The sequence below is a fragment of the Paenibacillus sp. J2TS4 genome, from assembly GCF_018403245.1.
Classification (GTDB): domain Bacteria; phylum Bacillota; class Bacilli; order Paenibacillales; family NBRC-103111; genus Paenibacillus_L.
The window spans coordinates 53,117-77,041 of record NZ_BOSH01000006.1 but is presented as its reverse complement, the minus strand read 5'-3'; the positions used below and the strand labels follow the sequence as shown (position 1 = coordinate 77,041).

Sequence of the window (23,925 nt, the reverse complement as noted above, 5' to 3'; positions counted from 1 at the left end):
CCAACGACTCTATAGCATTTAAAGGTAAAAATTATGGGTTGTCTTCACTACGATCAGCTAAATGATATCGCTTCTCCCGTCCGCGATGATTCGTAAATCGCTTCGAGAATTTCCGATACAACCAGAGCTTGCTCCGGAGTCACCACCGGTTCGGTATCGTTCAGAATACAATCGATCCAGGCTCGAGCCTCACGCACTGCATCATTCTCCTCGTTCGCATCATAGAACGCTACTCCTTTGCCTCCCAGCTGGATTTGGGTCGTGTATAATTTGCCCTTCTTCTCGCCGTTAATGCGCAGGCCGTCCTGCATATCGGCTCCGCCCTCGGTGCCGCAAAGCGTACATCTCGCCTCGCCATCCTGAAGAGTATTCAGCGCCCAGCTCGATTCGAGTACGATGGTCGCCCCATTTTTCATAGTGATCATTCCAAAGGCGGAATCCTCCACGGTAAATTTCTTCGGATCCCACGGTCCCCAGGCATTGGCCGCATTCTCCCGCTGGGAGAGCTTATGATAAGAAGTTCCCAGCACAACCTTGGGCTCGTAATTGTTCATCATCCAGAGCGTCAGATCCAGCGCATGCGTACCGATATCGATTAGCGGCCCGCCTCCCTGTTTTTCCTCGTCGAGAAACACTCCCCAGGTCGGGACCGCCCGCCGGCGAAGGGCATGAGCTTTGGCATAATAAATCTCGCCGAGCTCGCCATTTGCACACATTTCGTGCAAATACAAGGAATCCGAGCGGAAACGGTTGTTGTAGCCAATGGTCAGCTTCTTCCCGGTACGCTTCGCCGCATCCAGCATTCGACGGGCGTCAGCAGCGGTTTTGGCCATCGGCTTCTCACACATCACATGCTTGCCGGCTTCCAGGGATGCGATCGTTATTTCCGCATGAGAATCATTGGGGGTACAAACATGGACCACGTCAATGGAGCCATCCTGAAGAAGCTCGGTGTAATCTTCATACACCTTGGAGCCTTCTGCTCCGTATTCCCTGGCGGCTTTGTGGGCTCGTTCCGGAACGATGTCGCAAAAAGCGGTCATTTCCGCCGTATCCAATTGAGACAAAGCTTTCATGTGCTTCCCGTTTGCAATTCCTCCGCAGCCGATAATGGCGACTTTAATCTTCTTTGACATTTTCCTATCTCCTCTCGATATGATTTATACTTATATAAGTGGCACTAAAGAAAGCGATCATTCCGTTCCGAAGGAAAGTGCCTCCGAAGCTTCAAACATCATACTCCTTCCCCAAAAAGTGAGGATATGCTTCGTAGTGAAATCCGTCCGCACCGTAACACGGTCGGCGTCTAAACCCTCCTCTAAGCGCGGTCGATCCCCCTGACTTTGCTTCGAAAAAGGTTTATACATTACTTTTCGGGGACCCCGAAACAACCGATAACTCCTTCCCCCAAAAGTGAAGATAGGCTTCGAAGCGATTCCAGGTACTTTTCGGGGACCCCAACCAAACCTAGCTCCTTATTTACTGGATGGGCCTTCGGATGGTAGGAATACAAAGCCAAAACTCGCCCTGGAAGCATCTTTCTTTCTCCACTTCATGAGCTTTGAAATCTTTAGTGCCGAGTATATAGCTTACAATTACAGATAGATTCGGGTCCGCTCGCGATCAGCCCGGAATAACGCATCGATAATGGCCATTTGCTGGATCGCATCCTCCACGGAGAAAGGCGCCGGACGCCCCTGCAGGATGGCATCCGCAAATCCTTCCACCTGAGAGACATAGGGCTGAACCCGATCGTTGACCCATTGTTGAGTCTGCCCGTTATAAGCTGCAGACAGAGTCACACTTTCCGGCTTGGTATCGGTAGTCAGCGACAGTCTTCCTCTAGTGCCATAGAGCTCGAAGCCCGAGCCGTTGGCCATATCAAAGGCGGCGCTGCAGTGGGCCACTCTTCCATCGGAATAATACAGCGTCCCGATAAATCGGGCATCCACGCCCGTCGAAGACATCGTCATCCGACATTCGACCGCTTCCGGCTCCGAGCCCATCAGAAACCGGCTCCACGCTACAGGATAACAGCCGATGTCATACAGCGCTCCGCCGCCCCACTTCTGGACCCAGCGTGTGCTGTCGGCACTGGCCATGAAGGAGAAGTGGCTGCACATAATGGCCAGATCGCCGATGGCTCCCTCATCGATAATGGCCTTTATCCTATGGTAGCCTTCCTGATAACGCCAGGAATGCGCTTCCATGACTTGCACACCATTTGCTTTGGCGGCTTCTGCCACCTCGATAGCTTCCTGCCGGTTAAGCGTAAACGGTTTTTCGAGCAAGACATGCTTGCCGGCATTCAGGGCCTTAATCGCCCATTCCTTATGTAAATGATTCAGAAGTGAAATATAGACAGCATCGATATCCGGATCGTCCACCAGCTCCTGATAATGGTCATAGCGGCGCTCCAGCCCGTATGTCTCAGCTGCCTCTCGCCCAGTGTCGGCGCTTCGCCCGGCTATTCCAATCCATTCGCTGTTCTCGGCCCTATGGATCGCGAGCCCCGCCTTCGAAATGATTCTGCCGGTTCCCAATACTCCCCATCGCAATTTACGCATCGTTCACAGTCCTCCTCCTCGGTTGAAATTGCAGAGCCCATTTCAGGGCCCTGTTGACAACTGACCTACCGGTTCTCCCCGACCAGAGCCCGAAACAGAGGTTGAGCCAGCCAAAGCTGCTTATGCGGCCATGGCTGTCCCTGTCTAATCTCTCCTACCGTTACTTACTTCAGATCGTTGCTTCAGATCAGATTCGGATAGACGTTGGTAATCCCCATATGTGTATGCTTCCCTGTACTCTGCTGGCTGTGGCCGCTATGGCATCCCGCCTTCATCTGTATGGGTCATTTGACTTTTCCCGTCTTGGCGACCAATTTATAGCCTACTCCCCGAATCGACTCGATCTGTACCGATTGTTGGTTCATTTCCAGCTTTTTACGCAACGAGCTGACATGGACATCGACCGTTCTTTGGCCGCCGATGTAATCAAAGCCCCATACTACATTCATCAAATCATCCCGGGTAATAACGACTCCCGGCCTTTGCACCAAATAGAGCAGCACTTCAAATTCTTTCGGACGAAGGGTGATTGGGTCCCCGTGCAGTACCACCTCGTACTTCTCCGGATAGATGGAGAGTTCGCCGATGCTTATCACCTTCTCGGCGCTTCCTCCCTGCTCGTTAGCTTGGGTGTCGTGTCCCGTTCGGCGGAGCACAGCCGATACTCTGGCCAAGAGCTCGGCTACTCCAAACGGCTTCGTAATATAATCGTCCGCTCCATACTTGAGTCCTTGCACGACTTCCTCTTCCGCGTTGCGGGCAGTCAATATAATGACCGGAGTCTGGATTCCATGCTGACGCAGCTTGGATAAAATTTCGAAGCCATTCATACCCGGAAGCATAATATCAAGTACGATTAAATCGTGTAGACCGTTTAATGCGATTCTGAGTCCTTCACTGCCATGGTCGACTAATTGAACCTCATAGCCTTCCTGTGACAGATTATAGGACAGCAGTCTCGCTAATGTGGGTTCATCTTCTATAATCAATATTTTGTGAGTCATTGTAAGAACCCGTCCCCCATTCGTTATCGTCCTAGCTATTTCCATTATAGCTTGAAACGTATCTTTTTGTTAAGATGCCGTCAGGAATCCTGAAGAACCGGAAGCTCAATGATGAAAGTCGTGCCGATTCCGGACTCACTGTCCACCGTAATCGTTCCCTTGTGCAGCTCGACCAAATGTTTGACAATAGAAAGCCCCAGACCAGTCCCCCCGGAACTTCTGGATCGGGCTTTATCTACCCGATAGAACCGTTCAAAGATGCGCGGCAAATCCTTCTTCGGAATGCCCATGCCGGTATCCGATATGGTGATCCTCACCTTATCATAGCTGCCTGACTTCTCATCCATGTCTGCCGGCCTTACATCTATTCTAACCCTTCCGCCCTCCGGAGTATAATTAATTCCATTGGACAGCAGATTGTTCATGATCTGTCTTAAGCGATCTTCATCTGCCTCGAGGAATAAATTGGGGGTCACTGACGCTTCGAGCCGGATTCCTTTCTTCTCGGCTTCCGCCTGGATAACGTGAGTCGTCTGCTCCACAAACAGCTCCATATCCACTGGCGAGAACTGCAGCGGTATCCTTCTGGATTCGATCTTGGACAGCTCCAGAATATCGCCGATCAATCGGTTCAAACGCTCGCTTTCATCATAAATAATTTGCAGGAACGACCGCGCCGTATCCACATCATTCATAGCTCCCGACAAAAGAGTCTCGGCAAAGCCTTTAACCGCAGCTACCGGTGTCTTTAATTCATGCGAGACATTGGCTACAAATTCGCTCCGGACTCTTTCCAACCTGCGTACAGCGGTCATGTTATGGAGGACAATCAGAATTCCGGACCATTCTTCATCACTGCGAGCCATCGGACTGACGTTTGCCTCAAGAATCCGCTCTTCCGGAAAATATACGATCATTTCATCATGAATGGGATCGTGTGATTCAAGACATTCCCGAATCATCTGCTTTAATTCAAAAGGCAGCTTGGCCTCCGTATATAAGGTTCCCAGCAATTCTTCCGCCAAGAAGCCCAAAATTTCTTCAACGGCCCGATTGGTGAGGACAATTTTGCCGCTTAAATCGGCCATCATCACACCGCTGGGCATGTTGTCCAGCACGCTTTTCAAGCGGCTTTCGTTCTCCTGAATCCGGTTGACCTGCATTTGCAGACTGTCCGCCATCGTATTGATCGCCCCGCCCAGCTGTCCGATTTCATCATTGCGAGCAATGGGCACGCGAGACTGTGAATTGCGATGCGTAATTTGCTGCGCCACGCGAGTGATTTTAACCAATGGACGAGTCATGGCATGCGCTACCCGGTAGGAAATCACCCCGGCTATAAGGAACAGGATCGCCAATCCCCCGCCCAAGAACATCCAGAGCTTGCGCAAGGCGGATTCGACAACCCCCAGATCTCGGGACATACGTATATATCCAGACGGCTGCTTGGAAGGATCTCCGTCAGCAGCAATGGCCACATACAGCATTTTTCGATCCAGGGTTTCGCTGTAACGGATGGAGTAGCCCGAGCCGTGCTCTTTGGCTTCCCTGACCTCTTCCCGGTCCAGATGATTATCCATCGTCCGCGGATCGTGATCCGAGTCGCCCAGCACTCGGCCGTCCGCTCCCATAACTGTAATCCGGGCGTTGGCGGATTCCTTCAGATAACGAATCCGTTCATCATAGAGCGCAATCAATTCTTCATCCGTCCCGGATTGGCGCCAATCATAGGTCGATAAAATCAGCAGCAGCTCCCGCTCCATGTTTTCCTTCTGGGCTTGAATATAGGTGTTCTCCTGCAGCTTGGCGGCCAACAATCCCGCTGCTGTCACCGACAAACCGATCATAACTATAAAAATGACCGTCAACCGAGTTCTGAATTTAGTCATCTTTTCTCCCGCCTCCGCTTTTGCCCCCTATGCCTTCCAACCAAAGCTTACTTTATCGTAACCTTGCCTTTCGGGAAAATCCACCGTACGATGCAAAACAAATTGTTGAGAATTTGTAAAGAAGCAGCAAGCAAAGCGGACAAGATCAGCCATTTCCATAAAAGAACGCCTCTTCATGCGCCTTCTCCTGTAATTTTCCCCAACGTAGGGAAGGCTAACAAAGAAAAGCTGCGGGATTATGCCGCAGCTTCGTCTACTTGTTAACCATGCAATTCGCTCCATGGTTTCTTTATAATCAAGTCGTTATGTGACCTTTCGAAAATGGTCAACCAGCGCAAACTCATTAGATTACTTGAATACCGGCTCCTTGAATTGGGACAGCTTCTCCAGAGAATCCTTCTCTACATCGGCATGAAGGCTGTTCCCATGGGAATCCATTGTAACAATGGCGGCAAAGCCTTCCGTCTGCAAATGCCACATCGCTTCCGGAACGCCAAATTCGAGAAAGTCTACTCCCTCGACTTTCTTCAAGCATTGGGCATAGTATTGGGCCGCTCCACCGATGGCATTCAAATAGACTGCCCCGTGCTCCTGCAGAGCTTGAAGTGTTTTGGCTCCCATTCCGCCCTTGCCTATAACCGCGCGGATGCCGAATTTCTTCAAAATATCGCCTTGATAAGGCTCCTCGCGGATGCTCGTCGTCGGTCCGGCCGCTTTGACGTGCCATTCGCCCTGCTCGTCCTTCTGCATGACCGGGCCGCAATGATAGATGACCGAGCCGTTCAAATCTACCGGCGAGTCATGATCCATCAAATATTTGTGCAGGGCGTCGCGTCCGGTGTGCATCAGACCGTTGATGACAACGACATCTCCTACCCGCAGCTCGCGAATTTGCTCTTCCGTAATCGGAGTTTGCAGAACGACCTCGCGGCGCTCTTCGCCTTGGCTGTCGGCAGCCGTCTCCGCCTGTCCCATTGTAACATCCACTTTCTCCCCGGCGGAGTATTGCCATTCCTTGATTTCTCCGGTGGACGCGTCCAGAATGACGCCTTGCCGGCGATAAGCCCAGCAATTGTAAGCTACGGATACAAAGAAGCTGGCTGGCAGACGATTCATCACTCCGACCTTGCAGCCAAGCAGCGTGACCTGGCCGCCGAATCCCATCGTACCGATGCCCAGCTTGTTAGCGTTCTCCAGCACGTACTCTTCCAATTGCCGCAGTTCTTCAACCGGATTCACATCGTCCACGCGGCGGAACAACTGCTGCTTCGCCAGCTCGTAACCGGTTGTCCGGTCACCGCCAATTCCGACACCGATGAAGCCTGCGCTGCAGCCCTGCCCCTGAGCTTGGTATACGGCGTGCATAATGCATTTGCGAATTCCGTCGAGATCACGTCCGGCTTTGCCAACTCCCTCGAGCTCTGCAGGAAGGCTGTATTGAATATTTTTATTCTCGCAGCCGCCGCCCTTCAGGATCAGTTTCACTTCGATCTCGTCTCTTTCCCATTGCTCGAAATGAATAACGGGCGTCCCGGGTCCCAGGTTATCCCCGCTGTTCGCTCCTGTCAGCGAATCCACGGAGTTCGGACGCAGCTTGCTGTCCTGGGTCGCCTGCTTCACAGCTGCATAAATTTGCTGCTTCATGATCATTTGGTTCGCTCCGACCGGGACATGGATAACAAAGGTAGGCATGCCCGTATCCTGGCAAATTGGAGAAACATTGCATTCTGCCATTTCGATATTATTCGCAATCGTCGATAAAGATAGAGCCGCCCGTGTCCCCTGATCCTCCATCTCACGAGCCTTGCGGATCGCCTGCCGGACATCCCCCGGCAAATTGGTGGACGTCTCTACGATTAACCGATATACGCTTTCTTGAAAATGCCGCATGTGATTAAGACTCCTCTCCTCTTTTGCATGAAACCTCGAGTATTACACACGTATCCAATTATATCACATAACGACGGCGGCACATGAATTTTTAGAATGATTCTATTTTAAATATTAGTCTCGCAGGAGAGGAATCTTATGTTGAGCGCTGATCCGCTCCTGCCCACCAAAACACCCACCAAAACACTCCCCAAAAAATAATAGGGATTGCATCTAACTGGATTTTATACAGGTAAATTGAAGCGAATGGAGCGAATTGACGGTACTAGATGGAAAAAACGCATTTAAAATGGAGGTTTTTTGCCGATACCCCTCTTTTTTAACAAAATAGATGGATGTTTTCCATTTAATCTTCGATTTCAACCATAACGGAGCAAACTAGCTGCATAAATTCCATCTAGACCCCCATGCCGCTAACGCGGCACCAGCAGGGGAGTTGTCAGTATTTCTCCCGCTCCGCACCGCGCACGGCTCCCAGCGCACGATGTTTGGCGTCGCATGACGGTGGTCATCCACATGCCATCTTTGATCTATACTCAGTGGGTAATCACTTTGATCCAGTGTCAACTCCAGCAATGAATAGCCAAAATAGCCCAATTTTGATGGGAGGCGGCAATAAAGGCTGTGTGACGATTTCAAGCTGGTCATGCCGGGTTATAAATTCTATAATGACAAAAAAAGTTCAGCCTAAGCCTCTGCCTAAGCTGAACCTCTAAATTTCTGTTAAACCAAATGACAAGCAACATAACGATCATGGCCGACATGGCGAAACTCCGGAACCTCCTGCTTGCACTGATCTATCGCAAAGGGACATCGGGTATGAAACTTGCAGCCGGAAGGCGGGTTAGCGGGATTCGGGATGTCCCCCTTGAGAACGATTCTTTCGCGCTTCAGCTTAGGAATAGGGATAGGGACTGCCGACAACAAGGCTTTCGTGTAAGGATGAAGCGGCTCGCGGAACAAGTCATCTCTCGGAGCGGTTTCCATCATGGAGCCCAGATACATAACGCCAATGCGGTTACAGAGATGCTCTACAACGCTTAAATCATGCGAAATGAATAAATAGGTCAGTCCTCTCGTTTCCCGCAGCTTCTGAAACAGATTGATGATTTGGGCTTGAATGGAGACATCAAGGGCGGAAACCGGCTCATCTGCAATAATTAAATCGGGATTCAGCGCCAGCGCGCGGGCTATTCCGATCCGTTGACGCTGACCTCCAGAAAATTCGTGCGGAAACCGGTTAATATGGTAGGAGGACAGTCCACAGGATTCCAACACCTCCATGACAATATCCCGAATTTCTTCCTTCGTGGCCAAGCCATGGTCCAGCAGCGCTTCCCCTATCGCATCGCCCACCCGTACTCGGGGATTAAGAGAGCTATACGGGTCTTGAAAGATTAGCTGCATTTGCGGTCTGAGCTTTCGCATTTCTGCATTCGTCAGCCCGTGCAAATCAATTCCTTTGAACCGGACTTCCCCGTCTGTTTTGTCATGAAGCCGCAGGATGGTGCGTCCGACCGTGCTTTTGCCGCTGCCCGACTCTCCGACCAAGCCGAACGTCTCTCCAGGTTGGATGCTTATGCTTATATCATCCACCGCCTTGACATGACCGATGGTCCGGTTGAACAAACCGGCAGTGATCGGAAAATACTTTTTCAAATTCTTCACTTCAAGCATTGCCTCAGTCATGTGCTGCGCCCTCCTCCTCGTACAGCCAACAAGCGACTTGATGATTCGTCTCTACCTTTTTAAGTAAAGGCGGCTGCGTCTGGCAGATCGCCATACAGCTTTCACAGCGATCATGAAAGTAGCAGGACTCTGTCAGCTGAAGCGGATTTGGCACTTGTCCCGGAATGGAATAAAGCTGCTCCGTTCTTTGACCCAGAACGGGCTTCGATTTCAACAACCCACGGGTATACGGATGTTTTGGACGCTCGAATAACTCGACCACTTCGCCTTCTTCGACAATTTTGCCGGAGTACATCACGACGACATAGTCCGCCATTTCGGCAACGACACCCAGATCATGAGTAATCAGAATAATCGACATGTTCGATTTTTCCTTAATTTCCCGAAGGGTTTCCAGCACTTGCGCCTGAATCGTAACATCCAGCGCTGTCGTAGGCTCATCCGCAATCAACAGCTTAGGCTCACAGGAAATGGCGATGGCAATCATAATTCTCTGAAGCATCCCCCCGGACAGTTCATGGGGGTAGGATTCCGCGATTTGTTCCGCTCGGGGAATACCGACCAGTTCAATTAATTCTATCGCGCGTTTGTAAGCTTCCTTCTTGCTTAGCTTTTTATGAATCATGAGAGGCTCTATAATCTGCTTACCAATGGTGATGACCGGGTTAAGCGAAGACATCGGCTCTTGAAAAATCATCGAAATATCATTGCCGCGAATACGGCGCAATTCCTCTCTGCTGATTTGCAGAATATCCCGGCCGCCAAATTGAATGTCACCCTGGACCACTCGGCCGCTTGGACCTTCAAGAAGCCCCATGATCGACATCGCCGTTATGCTTTTACCACAGCCGGACTCACCGACAATACAGACCGTCTCCCCTGCACGAACGCGAAAGCTCACATCATCCACGGCCTTGACCGCGCCTGCAGAGGTATAAAAATAGGTGCTCAAGTTATTGATCTCGATTATATTGTTCATGATTCCGTTTCACCTACTTCTGCTGTTTTGGATCGAGAACATCGCGGAGTCCGTCGCCAAAAATATTAATCGCGATAACCGTCGTAAAAATGGCCAAGCCTGGCGGGATCCATAGCCATGGACGCTTCTCGAAGTCGATCACATTATTAGCGGCATCGATCATGTTCCCCCAGGTTGGAGTCGGGGGCATCACGCCCAGGCCGAAGAAGCTCAGGGCCGATTCGGCGAGAATCGATCCGCCCGTACTTAGAGTCGCAATGACAATAAGCAGAGGGAAGACGTTGGGCAGCAGATGGTGGAACAGCTTGCGCTTGTCTCGGAGACCAAGAACCGTGGCTGCCTGCATATACTCCCGTTCACGCAAGCTGAGCATTTGACTGCGAACCATACGGGCCACCCCCGGCCATCCTATAACACTGAGCATGATCATGACCAGATACAGCCGGTAATCCGTCGGGATCTTCCAATCGGACATCAGGGCGCCCATAATAAACAGAAGGGGCAAACTGGGTATTGTGAGCAGCAAATCCGCAAGTCTCATAATGATTTGATCCACGACTCCGCGATAATAGCCCGAAATAATCCCCAGGACCGTACCTAATGTAAGAGACAGCGCCATCGAAGCCAGACCTACGGTAAGCGAAATTCTGCCGGCTTGAAGCAACCGGGTTAGAACATCCCGGCCGAGCAGATCCGTCCCTAACCAATGCTTGAGGCTGGGCGCGTTATGCATTATGGCCGGATTGACCTTATTATCGGCATAAGGGGAAAACAGCGGCCCTATAAAACAAGCCAGGAACATAAAGACGATAAAGACAAACCCCGACATGGCCAGCTTGTTCTTGCGCAATTGACGGACAGATTGGCGCCAGAGCGATTCCGACGCTTCCTGATGCCGGGACGATTGCCGTGCTTTACTTACTTCAACCGTTGAATTAGACATCTTCTATCCCCCCTCATTAAAGTTTGACACGCGGGTCGGCTGTATGGTAGAGGATGTCCGAGATCAGCGTTCCGATGATAGTCAGAATGGCAATGAACAAAGTAAAGCCCATCAACAACGGATAATCCCTGACCGAAAAGGAAGACAAATATAGCTGGCCGATTCCCGGCCAATTGAAAATTTTCTCAATAATGATCGATCCTCCGAACAGGGACGGCAGTTCGAATCCGACCAGCGTAATCGCCGGCAGCATCGCATTCTTCAAGGCGTGGCGATACAGGACGGTTCTTTCCTTCAATCCTTTGGCCCGCGCTGTTCGGATGTAATCCTGTTTGATCACGTCCAGCATATTGCTGCGGAAATAGCGGGTAAGCGATCCTACACCGAGCAGAACCATAACCGCTACAGGAAGAGTCATATGATGCAGAACCTCTTTGACATACTCCCAGCCTTCCGCCCTGCTTCCCGTAGATATCATTCCTCCGGGAGGAAGAATCTTCAGGTCAACGGCGAATACTTTGATCAGGAACAAACCGATAAAGAAGGATGGGATGGACATCGCCGCGAAGATTCCGATCATGACCAGCGTATCGAACAACGAATATTGTTTGTATGCGGTAATCACTCCAACCACCACCGCGAAAAACCAGGTAAAGAAGGTGGCTACGACCGCCAGCAGAAAGGAATTCCATATGTAGTCATTAAATAAATCAAGAACCGGCCTCTGTTGGGCAAGAGAATAGCCGAAATCCCCTTTGAAAATATTGGCCATCCAATTAACATACCGCTCCAGAACAGGCTTGTTGAACCCATAGATTTCCCTCAGCTCGGCCTTGCGCTCCTCGCTTAAATTCATATTGTTGTCTACATAATCTCCCGGGGTCAATGAATACAGAAGGAAAATAAGCAGCGAAGCGCCGAGCATAATAAGGACCATATACATGCTTCTTCTGAGTAAAAAGGTTTTCATGTTCTGCTCCTTAATATGTCAACTCCGACCTGTCGACGAAGGATCAAGCCGGAGATGACATCAGTTATCATTTCAAGGTTACTTCAGCTCCCAATTCGGCAGGCTGTATGCTATTCCTGCCAACGGGTTCAGAACAAAGCCGTCGATACGCCCGTTATAGGCTGTGATAGATTTCGAATAGCTGGTGAACATAACCGGCAGCTCGTCATTCAAGATTTTGAACATCTCATGATATATTTTCTTGCGCTCTTCCACATCCGTGGTTGCCAATCCTTGCGTGTACAACTCATCTAGCTTCGGATTGCTGTAGCCTTTGGTCTCCCCTTTAACAAAATCGCTCACCCCTTGCGAAGGATCGCTGATGATCGTTGTCGAGAAGGAGGCCATGTCAAAATCCCCGCTCTTGACCTTGGCATACATCGTGTTGAAATCCGGGAACTGCTCTGCATCCAACTGAACCCCGATCTCCTGATAGTTCTCCTTGGCAATGGCGATGAATATATCGGTGTTCTGATTTTTGGAGCCGAGATAGTGAATTTTCAGCTTCTGTCCGTCTTTCTCGCGGATTCCGTCCGCACCGACCTTCCAGCCGGCTTCTTCCAACAGTTCCTTAGCCTTCTCTGGATCATAAGGATAAGGGTTGATTCCTTCTTCCGTGTAGGACCATAGTATCGGTGAGGAAGGAATATTGGCAATCTTCCCGGCCCCTTGTCTGGAATCTACATAGATCAATTCCCGGTTCAGACCGTAGGTCAAAGCCTGACGGACACGCTTGTCCTTCAAGTGATCTTTCTCCAGGTTAAATTGATTGAAGCCGTAGTTGCTGGCTGTGCTCGGAACCAGATTAACGTAGCCAAGCTTTTTCAATTTCTCGAGATTGTCCTCAGTAGCCGAGAAACTACCGTAATCCGTTTCGCCTGTCTCGATGAATTGCCAGGTCTCTCCTTCGGTCGTTTTATAAATAAAGTGCTCGGTCTTCGGCTTTCCTAAATAGTAATGCTCATTGGCCAAAAATCTGACTTCCTGCCCCGGAAGGAACTTCTCCAATTTGTAGGGACCGTTAGTAATCGGGTTGGCGTGCAAATTTTTGATATAATCCAAATTTCCGAATTTATAATCTTTGCCATAGTACGCTTTGGATAAAATGGGACCACCCAGAACCGTCAGCGCGGTCGCGTTCTTTTCTTCCAATGCTACCGAGATGGTCTGCTCATCGATGACCTGGATTCCTTCAATGGAATCGGCTTTGCCTTCCTTGTAAGCCAGGCCGCCCTTGATTCGGGCTTCGACGACGTCATTGAGCCCGTCATAAGCCGGATCATGCAGCAAGGTCCACGTAAATTCCACATCTGCCGTAGTCATCGGAGAACCGTCACTATATTTCAAATCTTTGCGAAGATGGTAGGTGTAGGTAAGCCCATCCTCCGATATTTCCCAGCTTTCGGCCAACCCGGGAATCGGCAATCCCTTCTCATCGATTCGGACAAGCGGAGTATATAGCACCGAGTTAACGTTGCCGTCATAGCCAACCTGAGTGAAGTACGGGGTGAAAGCCCCGCTGGGGTTGACTAATCCGACGATAATCGTATCCGTACGACTCTGCGCTCTTTGCGGAAGCTTGGACATGTCCGCGGCCTTAAGAGGCTCCGTCAGAGCCGAATCTGTCGGTGCAGGGCTGGATGATGCATCCGGAGAGTTCGTCGGTGATCCCGATGGCGCATTGGAAGGCGCCGGGTCGGCCTTGTCCGAAGAGCACGCAGACAATATAAGGGAAGCAGATAAGAAAACGGTAGATAGTATGTACGATAATTTTTTCATAATGACCACCTTTAAATAATTATTATAGTCTCTCACGCTCAAAGCGAATGACGGCGCTTGCCCGGAAAGACATTGCAGGTATTCCTGAGTCTGCAGATTCTCAATGCTTATTTCCCACTTGGGTCTAGGATTCTAATGGGTAATCGACACCGTTGAGCTAAGCAGGACAACCGAATGGCTTCTATCCTCAGATTTCCGTCACCAAAAAAACTATGCTGTGCACACCCCCTCGCTTCTTCGTAACAAACATATTGCTCCGTAACAACCTGCGATTTATCAACACGAAACGGCAGGATTCGACTTCATTTAAGCTCACTCCTTCCTCCCATCGTTGCCACTCGTCCGTTTACTTAGAGCTCAAGATGGTTTAAATGCCGTTTAATCACTGACAGGAATTATTCGATGTTATTTTAAATTAATGCTTAAATACCAAGTTGTCAAGTAGGTTTAGTTTGTATTTGGTCATGAATCCATGACACCAACCTAATGGCTACTATCCGATAAGATGTTAGTGATCGGCTTTACCATGGTAATAACCTTGCGGTGGGAACGTTTACCGAAAGTGTTGTAACCGCCTTCAGGTTTGATGACTTCAACATAAATCGGAGTTAAACTAAGTGTGACATCTTACAAAGCGAGGAATAGTGAGACCGGTTGGTTTACAGCTGATCTCCAGTATTATTTCGTTCAATAGTAGAAATACCTGTCCTCCATAATTTAAGAATAATTGAAAAATAATACAATTTTTATAATTATATCTATTATAGATACCCCTTTGCTTGTTGTAAACAGAAAAAATGGAACATCTTGGGGATTAAATCTCATTTCCGTTTTGTTCGCGTCAATATAGTATGTTGAGAAGTAAATTGATATACTGATAAGGTATCTGCCAAGTAAGGAGAATGGAAATGATTAAATTTGTATTACGCAGTTTCTTTCTTGTCCTAATCGGTCTGACTGTGCTAGTCTCTTCTCTTGCGGCTTATCAGCCGAATAAGCTGTACCGGGATCAAGTTGCTGTTATTATGTACCATCATGTCGATGATACGATTCAAAGCTCCGGAACGGTCACAACCGCCCTCTTTGAAGAGCAATTAACTTACCTGCAAAGTAAAGGATACCGATTCATAACCTTGGACGAATTCAAGCATTATATGAACGGAGGACCGGTTCCGGATAATGCGGTGCTGGTTACGTTCGACGACGGATATGAAAGCTTCTATTCCAATGCTTATCCTGTCCTCCAAAAGCTGAATATTCCCGCTGTCAACTTTGCTATTACAAAAGATACATTAAATCCGCAGGCCAGCTACATACCCGCCATGTCCCAACAACAAATTGCGGAGCTGACTTCCGCTTCCCCCGGATACATTGAGATCCAATGCCATACCCACGCTCTGCATGATAAAGTCAATGGGGAGGCTCTGCTGACTACGAGACTGGAATTGAGTAATGGGAGCAGGGAAAATGAGGGGGATTACCGACAACGGATAATGGACGATATGCGAACCTGTCAATCCGTGCTCAGAGATGTCAATCCATCTCCCATCGATTCTTTAGCTTATCCGTTTGGAATATATGACAAGACAGCAGCGGAGACGATTAATGCGGCAGGAATCCAATATGCCTTTACTATAGCCCCGGGGATGACCACTCGCACAACGGATACACTATCGATTCCAAGAGTCAATGCTGGAGCCCCTTATATCAGTCCGGCCAAGCTGCACAAATCGATTCAACGCCAGATCCAAGCGGTCCATCATGCCTATGATCGTGTGCCGCTCAGAGAAGCGATCGAACAATTGGGCGGGGAAATTGTTACTGCCCCGAAAGATAAGGGAATCCTCATCCGTTACGAAGGCAAGGAGTGGGAGCTTAACGAAGGAAGCCGCAAAGTTCTTCATGACGAACAGGTCTTGTCTATAGACCAGCCTGTTCAGATAGTCGGCGGAAAGGCCTATATAAGATGGACGGACCTGGAAGAGCTGCTGCATAAGGAGCGGCAATAATGGAATGACTGGTCTGGACTGGGGAAGGAGACAGGAATGGACTCTCATTTTTTCGCTTATATGTACCGATTAAGATATATCAAACGATGGAGCCTGATGCGCAACGTCGTCAATGAGAACGTAGCCGAGCACTCTTTCCATGTCGCCATGCTCACACATGTTCTTTGCACTATAGGCAATGAAATATACGGACGCAGCCTTCCGGTAGACCAGGCCGTATCGATGGCGTTATTCCACGATGCAACGGAAGTGTTCACCGGAGATATCCCGACCCCCGTCAAGCATCAGAATGACGACATCTTATCGAGCTTTCGCGCCATAGAACGGCATGCATCGAGGAAGCTTCTGGGGATGATGCCCCAGCCGCTGCGCCGGGCCTACGAGCCGCTTATCGAGGGTGGACAGAAGGTGGAGCCGGAGCTAAGGAAAATCATCAAAGCAGCCGATCTGCTGGATGGCTATATCAAATGTGTCGCTGAGCTGTCGACTGGAAATCGGGAGTTCGCCATCGCCAAAAGACAGATTGAACAATCGATCGAAGAGCTGAATTTACCCGAAGTGAAATATTTTTTGGAGCACTTGGCCCCAAGCTTTGAAAAAACGCTGGATGAGCTGTCCGAATAGGACCAGGCTCTCCAGCGTTTTTCTTTTCCTTAGAATGGGTAACTCATCAGAATAACCATGACAAGGAAGCTCAGGGCAATCAGCCAGGAAAATGTTTGCACCTCTCCCATCCCTGCCTCAGCGGCAGCCTTGCCGGAACTGAGGGCCTCCCGTACCGTCTTCAGCTTCTTGCCCAGCATGCCCGTCAAACCACCGATAACGACAACCAGAAGAATAACGACGATTATCCAGGCGGTGGAGTTATTGAATTTCGAGATCATATATCCACCGGTCAAGAACTGGACGATCAGCAAAATCTGACCTACCCGGTTAGCCGTATAAAAGTTGCCAATCGTCTGAGCCAGACCCTCTCCTCCTTTTTTCATGAGAAGGAAAGGAAAGAGCAGATAGAACCCCATCCCAATGGAGCCTAACAGGTGCAGAAATAAAATAATACTGACCATGAGAGCCCTCCTATGATTGATTATGTACCTTACCAGTATACTAGATGCCTGTTCGGCTTACAATATTACGCGCCCAAAGAGTTAAATGCCCCCACTAATTGTAACGCGAAGCCCCGAAACTTATAGATTCCATAATGCTGAAAAAAGCTGCCTCGGCAAATAAGCTTGCGGGAGGCAGCCTGGTTATGCTAATTAGTTTCCTTCTACTACTTTGATAACGTTGCGTACCGAATCGGCAGATTTATCGAGCGCTGCTTTTTCGTCTGCTGTCAATTCAAGCTCGAACACTTTCTCAATTCCGTCTCCGCCGAGAATAGTCGGTACACCCATGAACAGCTTGTCATAGCCGTACTCTCCTTCGAGAAGAGCGATGGCGGGCACAATGCGCTTCTTGTCCTTAACAATCGCTTCCGTCATTTGGACGAGCGATGCGGCTGGAGCATAGTAGGCGCTGCCGTTGCCCAGCAAGTTGACGATTTCTCCTCCACCGGTACGAGTCCGTTGAACGATAGCTTCGATTCTATCCGCAGGAATGAGTTTTTCAATCGGAATTCCACCCACGTTAGAATAGCGAACGAGCGGAACCATATCGTCGCCGTGTCCGCCAAGCACGAATCCGCGAACGTCCTCTACCGAGACGTTAAGCTCCTGTGCAATGAACGTACAGTAGCGAGCCGTATCCAGTACACCCGATTGACCGATTACTCGATTCTTCGGAAATCCAAGCGTTTGGTAAGCGACATAAGTCATCGCATCCACCGGATTGCTGAGAATGATAACGATCGAATCCGGGCTGAATTTCTTCACGTTCTCACATACGCTTTTCATAATTCCAGCATTCGTGTTAACGAGATCATCACGGCTCATGCCAGGCTTGCGGGCGATCCCGGCTGTAATGATCACGATATCGGAATTCGCGGTATCCTCGTAATTGGAGGAGCCGATAATATTGCTGTCAAACCCTTGAACCGGGCTCGCTTCGAGCATGTCCAGCGCCTTACCTTTGGTTGGATTCTCGAGTTGGGGGATGTCCAGCAGAACAACATCACCCAGTTCCTTCTGGGCCAGCATCAATGCGGTAGTAGCTCCTGTGAAACCCGCGCCGATGACGGACAGCTTTTTGCGACGAATAGCCATGAATAACAGATCCTTTCCTCATAAATTGATGGTTCAGGCAGTTTGTTCCCATTGGCTCGTATAGTCTGATGATCCTATGGATTGAGAATACCTATAGAAACTATTGGTTCAACTTCGGAGGAAAGCCCGTTTCAAAGAAACGGGCTCCCGGTTATTGCTGGCTCACCTTACCCGAGATGTTTGATAATTTCATCTGCAAACTCGGAGCATTTCACTTCAGTCGCACCTTCCATGAGACGAGCGAAGTCATAGGTGACCGTTTTATTGTTAATAGCGGTCTCCATTCCTTTATAGATCAGATCGGCCGCTTCCTGCCAGCCCAGATGCTCCAGCATCATGACACCGGACAGAATAACAGATCCCGGATTGACGACATCTTTGTCCGCATATTTAGGAGCGGTACCATGAGTCGCTTCGAAGATAGCATGTCCAGTTACATAGTTGATGTTGGCACCCGGAGCAATTCCGATACCACCTACTTGCGCAGCGAGGGCGTCAGACAGGTAGTCACCGTTCAGGTTAAGTGTAGCAATGACATCAAAATCAGTTGGGCGAGTCAACACTTGCTGCAGTGCAATATCGGCAATAGCATCTTTTACGATGATTTTACCCGCATCTTCAGCCGCCTTTTGTGCTGCATTGGCCGCATCGGTACCTTTTTCTTCTTTGATCCGATCATACTCGGCCCAAGTGAATACTTTATCACCGAATTCCTTCTCGGCCATTTCATAGCCCCAATTTTTAAATGCGCCTTCTGTAAATTTCATGATGTTGCCTTTATGAACAAGCGTAACACTTTTACGACCATGCTGAATAGCATACTCGATGGCCGCGCGGATCAGGCGGCTGGAGCCTTCCTTCGAAACGGGCTTGATGCCGATACCGGACGTTTCGGGGAAACGGATTTTGTTAACACCCATTTCCTTTTGCAGAAATTCAATAACCTTCTTCACTTCCGCCGTACCTTCTTGGTACTCGATTCCCGCGTAGATATCCTCCGTATTTTCTCTGAAAATGACCATATCTACCAAATCCGGACGTTTAACCGGAGAAGGAACACCTTCAAAATAACGTACTGGACGAAGACAAACGTACAGATCCAGCTCTTGGCGAAGCGCCACGTTCAAGGAACGGATACCTCCGCCAATTGGAGTAGTCAAAGGCCCTTTAATCGCTACAATGTATTCACGAATAGCAGTCAGCGTATCGTTAGGAAGCCAGCTGTTGAACTGGTTGAACGCTTTTTCCCCCGCAAATACTTCATACCATGCAATTTTTTTCTCGCCCTTATATGCTTTCTCCAGAGCTGCGTCCAGCACCCGCTTAGATGCCCGCCAGATATCGCGGCCTGTGCCATCCCCTTCAATAAAAGGAATGATTGGGTGGTTAGGAACTTGCAGTACGCTATCTTTAATTGTAATTTTCTCGCCTTCAGTAGGCTGGGAATAAGTTTCGAATTGAGCCATGTCTTAATTCCTCCTCTTTAAAGTATTAGTACGGTAAACCGGCAGAACACGAACACACACAACGAAAGATGAACAGGGAGCGGCTCTTGACGATTCGCACAGCCCGTCTAAGTATGAAAAGCTTATATTGAAGCCGAAAACCCAAACGATTCAGGCTTTTCATGCCAATCATAAAGTGTTCATTATAATGCTTGAATGAACATAAGCTCTCTGATGTGGTTAAGCAAGACAGCCTGGGGCCGCTTTATTTACGCTGTTCGATAGGTACATAAGGCTGGTTCACAGGCCCTGTATATTCTGCGCGCGGACGAATCAGACGATTGTTCTCGTACTGCTCCAGAATATGAGCTGTCCATCCCGATGTACGGCTGATCGCAAAAATCGGTGTAAACAAATCTCTCGGGATTCCGAGTGAAGTATAGACCGAGGCGGAATAAAAATCGACATTCGGCTTCAATCCCTTCAGACCGGTTACCAGTTCCTCCATTTTGATCGACATGTCATACCAACTCATATTGTTAGTAATCCTGCCAAGTTCCTTGGACATCTTCATTAAATGCTTGGCGCGGGGATCCCCGTTCTTGTAAACGCGATGTCCGAATCCCATTAATTTCTCTTTATTATCCAGCTTACGATTAACGTAGCTTTCTACATTCTCCAGGGTGCCTACTTCTTCAAGCATAGCCATAACCGCTTCGTTAGCTCCGCCGTGCAAAGGTCCCTTCAAAGCACCGATAGCGGAAGTAACTCCGGAATAAATATCCGATAGAGTAGCTACCGTTACGCGGGCAGCGAATGTCGATGCATTCAATTCATGATCTGCGTGAAGAACGAGAGCTTTATCCAGTGCTTCGACCGCAATCGGATCAGGCTGTTTGCCAGTCAGCATATACAGGAAATTCTCTGCAATGGAGGCTCCGGATTTCGGGGCAATCGGCTCCTGGCCTTCCCGGATTCGAGCGAATGCGGCAATCAGGGTTGGAAGTTGCGCCTGCAAGCGAATCGCCTTGCGTAGGTTGGCCTCCCGGCTCATGTCGTTGGCCTCATCATCATATAAAGCAAGACTCGACACAGCGGACCGTAGAGCAGCCATAGAGTTAGTATGGTTCGGGTACAGCTTGATTTGCTCGATTATCTCCTGGGGAACATTGCTGTTCTCACCCAATTCTTTATGTAGCTGGTCCAATTCCGCCTGATTCGGGAGTTTCCCATACCACAGCAAGTAGACAACCTCTTCAAAGGTAGCATGCTCCGCTAAATCATCGATATTGATTCCGCGGTAAGTCAGCACACCATCAATAATTGAGCTTATTGAGGAAGTAGTCGCGACGATTCCTTCCAGGCCTTTTGTCGCCGTCATCCCTATCTCTCTCCTTTGTGCAAAATTTGCAATAAATATTTTATTTCACAAGTATTACTTATCTAACTACATTTTATCATAAAGGATTTTGTCGAAGAAGTGAACAGTGGGTCTATAAAAGTTCATTATCGGTACAATAAACAAAATTTAAGAGTGATAAATTATCTTTATCTAACCCAAGTCTACCTATACATTATGGCAGCATACCTTTATTGTTCCAAATTTCCGTCATTTTTTTCTTTATCTGCGAGTAAAAAATAAAAACCGGCCCTTCTGGATTTGACGTTCTATCCAAAGATACAGCCACCGTTTAACTACTGGCCGGGTAAATGGGAGCAGCAGGACTAGTCCCACAATATCTGTTATAAATCCCGGAGCCAGTAAAAATACACCCCCAGCAAAAACAATAATCCCATCGAGCAGCGAAGCGGTTGGACTATACCCAAGCGCCATTTGTTGCTGGGCGTATTCCCATACCTTCCTCCCTTCACTTTTGGCCAAATAAGCCCCGATTAAACCGGTAAGTACGATCAGAAGGAACGTCTGCCAACCGCCAATCCAGCTGCCAACCGCGATAATCCCCCATATTTCCAGAGCTGGAACGGTAATAAGTAAAAGAATCAGCCACTTGAACATACGCATCCTCCCTGCTACCGGTAATCTTGAAGACGCTCATACAACACTGGGAATTGCTTGGATAGCCTAACCGGCTTCCAATCTCGGTTAACCCACATATGCTTGGTCTCCCCGCTGACAAGGAATTCACCTTCGGGTTGATCTACCAGACCGTCTAACTCCCAAGCCGCTCCCTCGGCCTCTTCCTCCACTCTGCGAATTTGTGATTCAAACTGAACAGAAACAGGAGTCAAATCGGCCATTCGTGTATAGACAGCGACGATATCGTCATAACGTGCAGGTTGTTTGAACTTCATAGACGCTTCAATCAGCGGAAGCAGCAGTTGTTTAGCCTCAAGCTGCCGGTAAGTAACACCGGTTTGTCTTATCATTTCCGTTCTGCCGATTTCAAACCAAGTTAAATAACTCGCATGATAGACAACTCCCATCTGATCCGTCTCCTCATAACGGACGCGAATCGGGTGAACGTGCCATCGATTCATTATCAAGCGAACCTCCCAACCGCACAAAATGTGAAATCTGAGTATCGGAACAATTTCGAGGGTGATCGGCCTTATTCCAGCGGATCAGGCCGCCTCCCCCTCTAGCATACCATGTTTGGAGACACGGCAAAAACACGCCCGCTCCCAGGGCGTGTCTTCAGTCCTGTCTTATATAACATTGGCTTTGCCAGAATAGATGAAGCCCATCTCGGCATAGATGGTCGCTTCCATCCCTTCACTCAACACGTCAAACGCATTCTCGACGCCGACGATGACCGGGATGCCCAAGCTCAGACAAACGACCGCCGCATGGGAAGTAATTCCGCCCGTTTCCGTAATAACCGCAGCAGCCTTCTCGATAGCCGGTATATATTCCTTGTCCGTAGATACAGCGACGAGAATAGATCCTTCTGTCATTTTGGCATTCGCTTCCTCCGGGCTTCGGGCCGTGACGACTCGCCCCGTAGAGCATTGCGTTCCGATTCCCTGTCCTTTGGCGATTAACTGGCCAACATGATGAACCTTGATCAAATTCGTCGTTCCGGATTGACCGACCGGCAATCCGGCTGTAATGATAACCAAGTCTCCGAGGCGGAATAATCCTTCCTTCCGGCCTCCCTCGATGCCAAATTCAATCATCTCATCGGTTGATTGGGCTTTCTTCCCGAGTACGGGAGTGACGCCCCAGACCAAAGCTAATTTACGCATCGTGTGCTCCGATGGGGTATAGGCGACGATGGGTGATTTAGGGCGATATTTGGCAACCATTCTCGCCGTATATCCACTTTCGGTCGGAGTGATGATCGCCTTGGCTTGCAAATCCAGCGCGGAATTCGCTACCGCCTGGCTGATGGCTTCTGTCACAGTAGTCTGCTGGGCCTCGCGCAGCTTGGCCAGCACCTCGCGATGATTCAACGCCGATTCAGCCTTCTCCGCAATGCGCGCCATCGTTTGTACCGATTCCACCGGATAACGGCCAGCCGCGGTTTCTCCGGATAACATAACAGCATCCGATCCATCCAGAATCGCATTAGCTACGTCATTGGCCTCCGCGCGGGTCGGACGGGGATTGCGCTGCATCGAATCCAGCATTTGGGTAGCGGTGATAACCGGCTTTCCGGCCAGATTGCACTTTCTGATCATCATCTTTTGAACAAGCGGAACCTCTTCCGCAGGAATTTCTACCCCGAGATCTCCACGTGCCACCATCAGGCCGTCGGATACCTCCAGAATTTCATCCAGATTATCGACGCCTTCCTGATTCTCGATCTTAGAAATAATTTGAATATGACTCGCATTGTGTCTTTCCAGAAGCTCGCGAATTTCCATGACGTCGCTGGCCTTGCGCACGAAGGAAGCGGCGATGAAGTCAATATCCTGCTCAATTCCGAACACAATATCGTTAGCGTCCTTCTCGGTAATTCCTGGCAAAGAAGTTCTGACCCCGGGCACGTTAACGCCCTTCTTGCTCTTGATCGATCCGCCGTTGACGATGACGCACTTGATATCATTGCCGCGAATATCAACGACCTCGAGACCGATCAGACCGTCATCAATTAAAATAGTCGAGCCGATTTCAACATCCGAAGGAAGTTCGCTGTATGTAACAGAGATGCGATGCTTGTCCCCCAACACTTCTTCCGTCGTCAAAACAATATGCTCATTCTGAATGAGCTCAATCGGTTCTTCGGCAAGCTTGCCGATTCGGATTTCCGGCCCTTTCGTATCCAGCAGCAGCGCTACGTTCTTGTTCAGCTCCTTGGCTACTTGACGGATGTTGCGGATCCGGGCTCCATGCTCCTCAAAATCCCCATGGGAAAAATTGAGCCGCGCCACATTCATCCCCGCTTCCATCAGTTTGCCCAGCATTTCGGGAGCTTCGCTGGCCGGTCCAATCGTACATACAATTTTCGCTTTACGCATAATTCAGTTCCTCCTGTAAGTTCAACAATCCTTGCGGATACGGAAAGTCCGCAAGGCTAACCATCCATTGCTGCAAATCTTCCTGCATTACTGCAA

General features: G+C 49.3%; 20 protein-coding genes. 2 read left to right on the top strand and 18 right to left on the bottom strand.

The window, feature by feature from the left end; genetic code table 11:
- Positions 1 to 53: 53 nt before the first annotated feature.
- From KJS69_RS14425 to KJS69_RS14375, 11 genes are all read right to left on the bottom strand, one after another.
- A complete protein-coding gene (locus KJS69_RS14425) occupies positions 54 to 1,136 on the bottom strand; it encodes a Gfo/Idh/MocA family protein (protein WP_213584484.1) in 1,083 nt (360 codons plus the stop codon).
- Between the two features lie 459 nt (positions 1,137 to 1,595).
- Positions 1,596 to 2,567: a Gfo/Idh/MocA family protein gene (locus KJS69_RS14420; protein ID WP_213584483.1), complete on the bottom strand. Its 972-nt coding sequence runs from the start codon at positions 2,565 to 2,567 to the stop codon at positions 1,596 to 1,598.
- Positions 2,568 to 2,851: 284 nt separating this feature from the next.
- On the bottom strand, positions 2,852 to 3,571 hold the full coding sequence (locus tag KJS69_RS14415; RefSeq protein WP_213584482.1) for a response regulator transcription factor: 720 nt from the start codon (positions 3,569 to 3,571) through the stop codon (positions 2,852 to 2,854).
- Between the two features lie 80 nt (positions 3,572 to 3,651).
- Positions 3,652 to 5,460 carry a two-component system histidine kinase PnpS gene (gene pnpS, locus KJS69_RS14410; RefSeq protein WP_213584481.1) on the bottom strand — a complete coding sequence of 603 codons (1,809 nt, stop codon included), beginning with the start codon at positions 5,458 to 5,460 and terminating at the stop codon, positions 3,652 to 3,654.
- Between the two features lie 27 nt (positions 5,461 to 5,487).
- Positions 5,488 to 5,637, bottom strand: a complete 150-nt coding sequence (locus tag KJS69_RS14405; RefSeq protein ID WP_213584480.1) for a hypothetical protein — start codon at positions 5,635 to 5,637, stop codon at positions 5,488 to 5,490.
- A gap of 171 nt (positions 5,638 to 5,808) precedes the next feature.
- Positions 5,809 to 7,350, bottom strand: coding sequence for a fumarate hydratase (locus KJS69_RS14400; RefSeq protein ID WP_213584479.1), 1,542 nt, complete (start codon positions 7,348 to 7,350; stop codon positions 5,809 to 5,811).
- Between the two features lie 723 nt (positions 7,351 to 8,073).
- On the bottom strand, positions 8,074 to 9,039 hold the full coding sequence (locus KJS69_RS14395; RefSeq protein WP_213584478.1) for an ABC transporter ATP-binding protein: 966 nt from the start codon (positions 9,037 to 9,039) through the stop codon (positions 8,074 to 8,076).
- Positions 9,032 to 10,018, bottom strand: a complete 987-nt coding sequence (locus tag KJS69_RS14390; protein WP_213584477.1) for an ABC transporter ATP-binding protein — start codon at positions 10,016 to 10,018, stop codon at positions 9,032 to 9,034. The genes KJS69_RS14395 and KJS69_RS14390 overlap by 8 nt, the downstream gene beginning before the upstream one ends.
- A 13-nt stretch (positions 10,019 to 10,031) precedes the next feature.
- Entirely contained in the window at positions 10,032 to 10,961 is a 930-nt protein-coding gene (gene opp4C, locus KJS69_RS14385; RefSeq protein ID WP_213584476.1) for an oligopeptide ABC transporter permease, read from the bottom strand.
- Between the two features lie 16 nt (positions 10,962 to 10,977).
- On the bottom strand, positions 10,978 to 11,931 hold the full coding sequence (locus KJS69_RS14380; protein WP_213584475.1) for an ABC transporter permease: 954 nt from the start codon (positions 11,929 to 11,931) through the stop codon (positions 10,978 to 10,980).
- Positions 11,932 to 12,009: 78 nt separating this feature from the next.
- Positions 12,010 to 13,749 carry an ABC transporter substrate-binding protein gene (locus KJS69_RS14375; protein WP_213584474.1) on the bottom strand — a complete coding sequence of 580 codons (1,740 nt, stop codon included), beginning with the start codon at positions 13,747 to 13,749 and terminating at the stop codon, positions 12,010 to 12,012.
- A gap of 908 nt (positions 13,750 to 14,657) precedes the next feature.
- Here KJS69_RS14375 and KJS69_RS14370 point away from each other — a divergent pair.
- Both KJS69_RS14370 and yfbR read left to right on the top strand, forming a co-directional pair.
- Positions 14,658 to 15,758 (top strand): polysaccharide deacetylase family protein, encoded by a 1,101-nt coding sequence (locus tag KJS69_RS14370; protein ID WP_249730531.1) that lies wholly within the window; start codon positions 14,658 to 14,660, stop codon positions 15,756 to 15,758.
- A gap of 36 nt (positions 15,759 to 15,794) precedes the next feature.
- Positions 15,795 to 16,382: a 5'-deoxynucleotidase gene (gene yfbR / locus KJS69_RS14365; protein ID WP_213584472.1), complete on the top strand. Its 588-nt coding sequence runs from the start codon at positions 15,795 to 15,797 to the stop codon at positions 16,380 to 16,382.
- Between the two features lie 29 nt (positions 16,383 to 16,411).
- Here yfbR and KJS69_RS14360 read toward each other — a convergent pair whose 3' ends face one another.
- The 7 genes from KJS69_RS14360 to pyk all read right to left on the bottom strand — a co-directional run bounded on the left by KJS69_RS14360 (position 16,412) and on the right by pyk (position 23,829).
- A complete protein-coding gene (locus KJS69_RS14360) occupies positions 16,412 to 16,825 on the bottom strand; it encodes a hypothetical protein (protein WP_213584471.1) in 414 nt (137 codons plus the stop codon).
- Between the two features lie 192 nt (positions 16,826 to 17,017).
- Entirely contained in the window at positions 17,018 to 17,962 is a 945-nt protein-coding gene (gene mdh / locus KJS69_RS14355) for a malate dehydrogenase (protein ID WP_213584470.1), read from the bottom strand.
- 167 nt (positions 17,963 to 18,129) lie between these two features.
- Complete coding sequence (icd, locus tag KJS69_RS14350; RefSeq protein WP_213584469.1) at positions 18,130 to 19,428, bottom strand: NADP-dependent isocitrate dehydrogenase; 1,299 nt, start codon at positions 19,426 to 19,428, stop codon at positions 18,130 to 18,132.
- Positions 19,429 to 19,672: 244 nt separating this feature from the next.
- Positions 19,673 to 20,788, bottom strand: coding sequence for a citrate synthase (gene citZ / locus KJS69_RS14345; RefSeq protein ID WP_213584468.1), 1,116 nt, complete (start codon positions 20,786 to 20,788; stop codon positions 19,673 to 19,675).
- 240 nt (positions 20,789 to 21,028) lie between these two features.
- The gene (locus KJS69_RS14340; RefSeq protein WP_213584467.1) at positions 21,029 to 21,424 is read right to left on the bottom strand and encodes an FxsA family protein; all 396 of its coding nucleotides are present in this window, start codon (positions 21,422 to 21,424) and stop codon (positions 21,029 to 21,031) included.
- Positions 21,425 to 21,438: 14 nt separating this feature from the next.
- On the bottom strand, positions 21,439 to 21,906 hold the full coding sequence (locus KJS69_RS14335; protein WP_213584466.1) for an acyl-CoA thioesterase: 468 nt from the start codon (positions 21,904 to 21,906) through the stop codon (positions 21,439 to 21,441).
- Positions 21,907 to 22,074: 168 nt separating this feature from the next.
- Positions 22,075 to 23,829 carry a pyruvate kinase gene (gene pyk, locus KJS69_RS14330; protein ID WP_213584465.1) on the bottom strand — a complete coding sequence of 585 codons (1,755 nt, stop codon included), beginning with the start codon at positions 23,827 to 23,829 and terminating at the stop codon, positions 22,075 to 22,077.
- Positions 23,830 to 23,925 lie beyond the last annotated feature (96 nt).

Bases quoted from the DNA above. Each gene is read 5' to 3' on its own strand.
- KJS69_RS14425 (WP_213584484.1), bottom strand. From the start codon at position 1,136: ATGTCAAAGAAGATTAAAGTCGCCATTATCGGCTGCGGAGGAATTGCA.
- KJS69_RS14420 (WP_213584483.1), bottom strand. From the start codon at position 2,567: ATGCGTAAATTGCGATGGGGAGTATTGGGAACCGGCAGAATCATTTCG.
- KJS69_RS14415 (WP_213584482.1), bottom strand. From the start codon at position 3,571: ATGACTCACAAAATATTGATTATAGAAGATGAACCCACATTAGCGAGA.
- pnpS (WP_213584481.1), bottom strand. From the start codon at position 5,460: ATGACTAAATTCAGAACTCGGTTGACGGTCATTTTTATAGTTATGATC.
- KJS69_RS14405 (WP_213584480.1), bottom strand. From the start codon at position 5,637: ATGAAGAGGCGTTCTTTTATGGAAATGGCTGATCTTGTCCGCTTTGCT.
- KJS69_RS14400 (WP_213584479.1), bottom strand. From the start codon at position 7,350: ATGCGGCATTTTCAAGAAAGCGTATATCGGTTAATCGTAGAGACGTCC.
- KJS69_RS14395 (WP_213584478.1), bottom strand. From the start codon at position 9,039: ATGACTGAGGCAATGCTTGAAGTGAAGAATTTGAAAAAGTATTTTCCG.
- KJS69_RS14390 (WP_213584477.1), bottom strand. From the start codon at position 10,018: ATGAACAATATAATCGAGATCAATAACTTGAGCACCTATTTTTATACC.
- opp4C (WP_213584476.1), bottom strand. From the start codon at position 10,961: ATGTCTAATTCAACGGTTGAAGTAAGTAAAGCACGGCAATCGTCCCGG.
- KJS69_RS14380 (WP_213584475.1), bottom strand. From the start codon at position 11,931: ATGAAAACCTTTTTACTCAGAAGAAGCATGTATATGGTCCTTATTATG.
- KJS69_RS14375 (WP_213584474.1), bottom strand. From the start codon at position 13,749: ATGAAAAAATTATCGTACATACTATCTACCGTTTTCTTATCTGCTTCC.
- KJS69_RS14370 (WP_249730531.1), top strand. From the start codon at position 14,658: ATGATTAAATTTGTATTACGCAGTTTCTTTCTTGTCCTAATCGGTCTG.
- yfbR (WP_213584472.1), top strand. From the start codon at position 15,795: ATGGACTCTCATTTTTTCGCTTATATGTACCGATTAAGATATATCAAA.
- KJS69_RS14360 (WP_213584471.1), bottom strand. From the start codon at position 16,825: ATGGTCAGTATTATTTTATTTCTGCACCTGTTAGGCTCCATTGGGATG.
- mdh (WP_213584470.1), bottom strand. From the start codon at position 17,962: ATGGCTATTCGTCGCAAAAAGCTGTCCGTCATCGGCGCGGGTTTCACA.
- icd (WP_213584469.1), bottom strand. From the start codon at position 19,428: ATGGCTCAATTCGAAACTTATTCCCAGCCTACTGAAGGCGAGAAAATT.
- citZ (WP_213584468.1), bottom strand. From the start codon at position 20,788: ATGACGGCGACAAAAGGCCTGGAAGGAATCGTCGCGACTACTTCCTCA.
- KJS69_RS14340 (WP_213584467.1), bottom strand. From the start codon at position 21,424: ATGTTCAAGTGGCTGATTCTTTTACTTATTACCGTTCCAGCTCTGGAA.
- KJS69_RS14335 (WP_213584466.1), bottom strand. From the start codon at position 21,906: ATGAATCGATGGCACGTTCACCCGATTCGCGTCCGTTATGAGGAGACG.
- pyk (WP_213584465.1), bottom strand. From the start codon at position 23,829: ATGCGTAAAGCGAAAATTGTATGTACGATTGGACCGGCCAGCGAAGCT.